Origin of the sequence: Legionella sp. km772, from assembly GCF_003989735.1 — a bacterium.
GTDB lineage: Bacteria > Pseudomonadota > Gammaproteobacteria > Legionellales > Legionellaceae > Legionella.
In genome coordinates, this window is sequence record NZ_RZGQ01000202.1 from 1 (window position 1) to 4,568 (window position 4,568).

The window sequence follows — 4,568 nt, forward strand, 5'->3', positions numbered from 1 at the left end:
TAAATCTTCAACAGTTGATAAAAAAGCTAATACTTCAGACATCCCTTTCTTTCGCCAGTTCAAATAAATGCAGGATTATACTGTTTATGTGACTAATTTCTAGTCATGAAAAGCCCCTGATCATCCCTGTTAACTGGAGCAATTATCAATTCCATTTATTATAGTGCAAGTATTCTAGCCCCGAGGATGCTTTTGCTATTATAAAATTCCTATCCTAATCTTATTGTATAGAATGGACAGGAAATTCAGATGAGCCCAATAAAACAAAAACGGATTCTGTTAGTAGATGACAATACAGAAATCCATAATGACATCCGTAAAATTCTTTCTACAACCAATCATTTAAATCTTGACGATGATGAAGCTATTTTATTTGGCACCCCCAAGATTACCCGAAATCTAGAGTCACAAAACTATCAAATAGATTCAGCAATCCAAGGGCAAGAAGCACTGGAATTAGTGAAAAAATCTTTAATCAATGATGAGCCTTATATGCTGGCCTTTGTAGACATGGTGATGCCCCCCGGTTGGGACGGTCTTGAAACCATTAAGCATCTATGGGCTATGGACCCCCGTATCCAAATGGTCATATGTTCCGCCTATTCAGAACATTCCTGGGAAAATATTATCCGCGCCTTAGGAAACTCCGATAATCTGCTTATTTTAAAAAAACCTTTTGATATAGTAGAGATTCTTCAATTAACTTATGCCCTAACCAAAAAATGGGAATTAAAGCAAGAGGCTCATCTTCGCCTGCAAGAGCAAGAAGAGCTTATTCAATATTTTTTTAATGAAGTCGATTTTTTATATCGCCTTAATAAACTATCCCAAGAAAAATTTTCCCAAACCAATATTTTTAATTTTTACATTGATGGAATTTGCCGACTTCATAATTGGCCAGTGGGTCATATTTATTTCGTCGATAAAGACAATGAGGCAATAACCTTAAAGCCCGCGAATATTTGGTATGTGGAGGATAAGGAACAATACGCGGCTTTCCAGCAGATAACTAATGACACAACCTTTAACGCAGAACAAGGTCTACCAGGTCGAGTGCTGCAAACGGGCGAGCCTTTTTGGATAGAGGATATTAAAATAGACCCTGACTTTCCTCGCTCCAAACCATGGGTAGAAATAGGAGTGAGGGGTGCTGTTGCAGTACCCATTAAATTACATAATGAAATTATTGCCATCGCTGAATTTTTTTCCATTCAGCCCATGCCGAAGAATCAACGTATCCTCGATTTAACGGATGCCGCCGCCATTCAATTGGGACTCTTATTAGAACGTCAACTTAATGAAAAAAAATTAGAGGAAAACTATCTAAAATTAGAACGCATCCACAAAGAGATGAAAAATACGCAAGCGCAATTACTGCAGCATGCAAAACTTGCCTCCATAGGGCAATTAGCGGCTGGAGTGGCTCATGAAATCAATAATCCTATCGCATTTGTGACTGGCAATACTGAAATGCTACAGGGCTATTGCGAAAAATTTAGAGCTGCTTTTGATGGTTTTGGTAAATTACTGGGTTCACCCAATGAAAATGTAACTTATGAGGATATCAAACACTATTGGGACTTATTGTGTAAAGAAACGAAACTCAACTATTTTATTGACGACAGTAGCACAATGATTAAAGAATCGCTGGAAGGTTTAGAGCGAGTGCGAAGTATTGTTGCTGATTTAAAATCTTTTTCTCATGTCAATGATGATGAAATACAAGAAGTGGATATTAATCAATGCATCGATATAACCTTAAAAATGGTGGGCAATGAACTGAAATATAAATGTGAAGTCATCAAAAACTATCACCCTTTACCTTTATTACGTTGCTATCCCCGCCAATTGAACCAAGTATTTATGAATTTGCTCGTCAATGCCTGCCAGGCGATTCATGAGCGTGGGACTATAAGCATTACGACCCAAGTTGGGGATGACGCAATTCAGGCAATTATCCAAGACACGGGTGAGGGAATCAAACCTGAACATATGGACAACCTATTTGAATTATTTTTTACCACTAAACCCATTGGACAAGGAACCGGTTTAGGCTTATCTATTTCCTACAACATTATTAAAAAGCATGGTGGCAAAATAAAAGTGGACAGTGTGGTGGGTAAAGGAACCACATTTACCATTATTTTGCCCTTAGCCGGGGTGTAAACTGCCAGGACAAACGCATCTAATGCAAAGTTCGTGACCGAACAGGCTGCATTCCATGTTTTATGCGTAGATTTAGTCTATATTCGCCTGCTAGATGGTATTGATACCGCGCATAATGCACAGAAGTAGACAAGATAGTAGGCTTAACTGTGCGCTATTTAGATGCGCTTCCTGGGGTAACCTGCTGGTAAAACTTACTTAGCGGGTGGATGCTGATAAACATAGACAATTTGCCTCTCTAGGGCGTTAAGTTTTTCTATTATTTCCGCTGTTAAAACATGCCCTTTATATAAATAAACAAATCCGTTTTTTGAGACCAAATCCCGCGACAAGACCATCCCTGGTGTTAAGCAAAAAGGCTCGTAGGCGCGTTCATTTAAAGCGCTTTGCGCATCCGGTAATTTTTGAATGATTTTAACGAATAGTGGCAATAAGTGGGGATCATAACGATGGGCACGTTCAATAATATAGCGGAGAGCCAATTTTGCATGGCATTTCTCTGGAATTAACAAGCCATGTTGTAATTCATTATAATCAACAGCCAGCGCTAAAATGCGGGACGCAAGAGGTATTGCCTCGCCAGCTAATTTATTAGGATAACCCAAGCCATCATAGCGTTCTCGGTGGTGTAATATGGCATTAGCCACCTCGTTTAAGGATGGAAAGGCAGCTAAAGCGGTAGCGCCTAAAATAGGGTATTGAATGTATTCTTTATGTTCTTCGGGGGTTAATTTCAGAAAGGGCTTGAACATAATGGATTCTGATAAGCCACTTTTACCTAAATTATGGAGCATTGCACCTAAGTAAACCACTTCAAGTTCTTTTTCCGAACATTTTAAAACCTGAGCTAATAATTTGGCGTGCTTTGCCACACTACGGCAATAGCCTTTATATTGTCCCTCATGCAATTCTTGGACTGATAACAACACTTGGATAGCGGCTTCATGGGTCGCTTGCAGTTCTTGATAGCTTTTATGTAATTGATAGGTTCGTTGCTCAACTTTATCTTCCAAATGGTTATTTAATACGGTTAGTTCTTCATTTTTTTTGCTGAGTAAATTTTGTAACAGCCGATTCTCATCCATTAACCATTTTTGCCGCAATAAACTAGCAATCGCATTAAGCATGGATTCATTACGCCAGGGCTTAGCTAGATAATAATCAATTTTACCTTCATTAATAGCTAGCATCACTGAATCAATATCGGCAAATCCAGTAAGCAATACTCGTTTAGTATCAGGCCAACGTTCAGCAACGATTTTTAAAAAAGCAGCGCCATCCATATGAGGCATGCGCATATCAGAAACCACAATATCAATAGCTTGTTCCTCAAGCAGCGCTATTCCTTCTTGCCCGCTATCCGCTATAAAAACAGTGTAGTTCTCAGCTAAAAAAAGGCGTTGGAGGGAGTGAAGTATGTTGGGCTCATCATCCACACATAAGATATTTTTCGTGGCATTAGCATTTATAGTAACTGAACTCATAAGGTATCAGCCTGTTCTATAAACGAATAAATATACATCGCAATATTATCCATTTCATCGCGAATGGCAGAAACAGAGAGAAATACCGGCAATCTTCGCCCCGATTTTTTTCTAAAATACAGCTCTCCTTGCCAAACACCTTGTAAAGCAACATTTTTATAAATCTCGGTGATTTCATCCATTGAGACGTGATCGTGATCAAATAAATTGACAAAAGAACCCACTACCTCAAAAGCTGAGTATTCTGTTGCCAAACAAAAGGCCGTATTCACCGATTGAATAACATGGTTATCATTGGCAATTACTACTGCCTCAATCGCATTCATCATTGCTTGTTTGGCATAGGCATTATGTAGATGGATATCATGGTAGGTAAAGGCATCATTAATATGACTTATAAGCTCATGGGACTGCCAAGGCTTGTTCAAGAATTTATAGATATTCCCATTATTAATTGCTTCTTGGATAGCAAAAAAATCGGTATAACCACTTAAGATCAAACGGATGGTTTGCGGATAAAGGAGTTTGGTTTGGCTTAAGAGCTCAACACCGGTCATATTAGGCATTCGTTGATCGGAAATAATCACCTGAATAGGAGTTGCTTGGAGTATCTCTAAGGCCTCTGCCCCACTTTGGGCCGTATAAATAGTATAATTATTCTGCTGTAACGGGTTTAACTGACGTTTAAGTGTTTTGAGAATATTAAGTTCATCATCCACTATTAATAAATTACGCTGCAAGCTCACCCCATTCCCCTTATCTATCACTACTCCATCATCACCGGATTTATTTTTTAGATAATTAACTCATGTTACGCACATAAACTTGTAGTTTGACTAAAAAGCATTAGAATTCCGCCCTTAATTTTAGGGAGGGAATTAAATGGATATGCTTGATCTTTATAGTGATTATTTGATT

At 38.5% G+C, this 4,568-nt stretch carries 3 protein-coding genes; 1 reads left to right on the forward strand and 2 read right to left on the reverse strand.

Features of this window, described 5'->3' with window-relative positions; genetic code table 11:
* Positions 1 to 249: 249 nt before the first annotated feature.
* Positions 250 to 2,166 carry an ATP-binding protein gene (locus tag ELY15_RS13640; protein ID WP_127100965.1) on the forward strand — a complete coding sequence of 639 codons (1,917 nt, stop codon included), beginning with the start codon at positions 250 to 252 and terminating at the stop codon, positions 2,164 to 2,166.
* A 194-nt stretch (positions 2,167 to 2,360) separates the two neighbouring features.
* Here ELY15_RS13640 and ELY15_RS13645 read toward each other — a convergent pair whose 3' ends face one another.
* Entirely contained in the window at positions 2,361 to 3,650 is a 1,290-nt protein-coding gene (locus ELY15_RS13645; protein WP_127100967.1) for an HD domain-containing phosphohydrolase, read from the reverse strand.
* A complete protein-coding gene (locus tag ELY15_RS13650) occupies positions 3,647 to 4,396 on the reverse strand; it encodes a response regulator (RefSeq protein ID WP_158617502.1) in 750 nt (249 codons plus the stop codon). The genes ELY15_RS13645 and ELY15_RS13650 overlap by 4 nt, the downstream gene beginning before the upstream one ends.
* Positions 4,397 to 4,568 lie beyond the last annotated feature (172 nt).

Bases quoted from the DNA above. Each gene is read 5' to 3' on its own strand.
- ELY15_RS13640 (WP_127100965.1), top strand. From the start codon at position 250: ATGAGCCCAATAAAACAAAAACGGATTCTGTTAGTAGATGACAATACA.
- ELY15_RS13645 (WP_127100967.1), bottom strand. From the start codon at position 3,650: ATGAGTTCAGTTACTATAAATGCTAATGCCACGAAAAATATCTTATGT.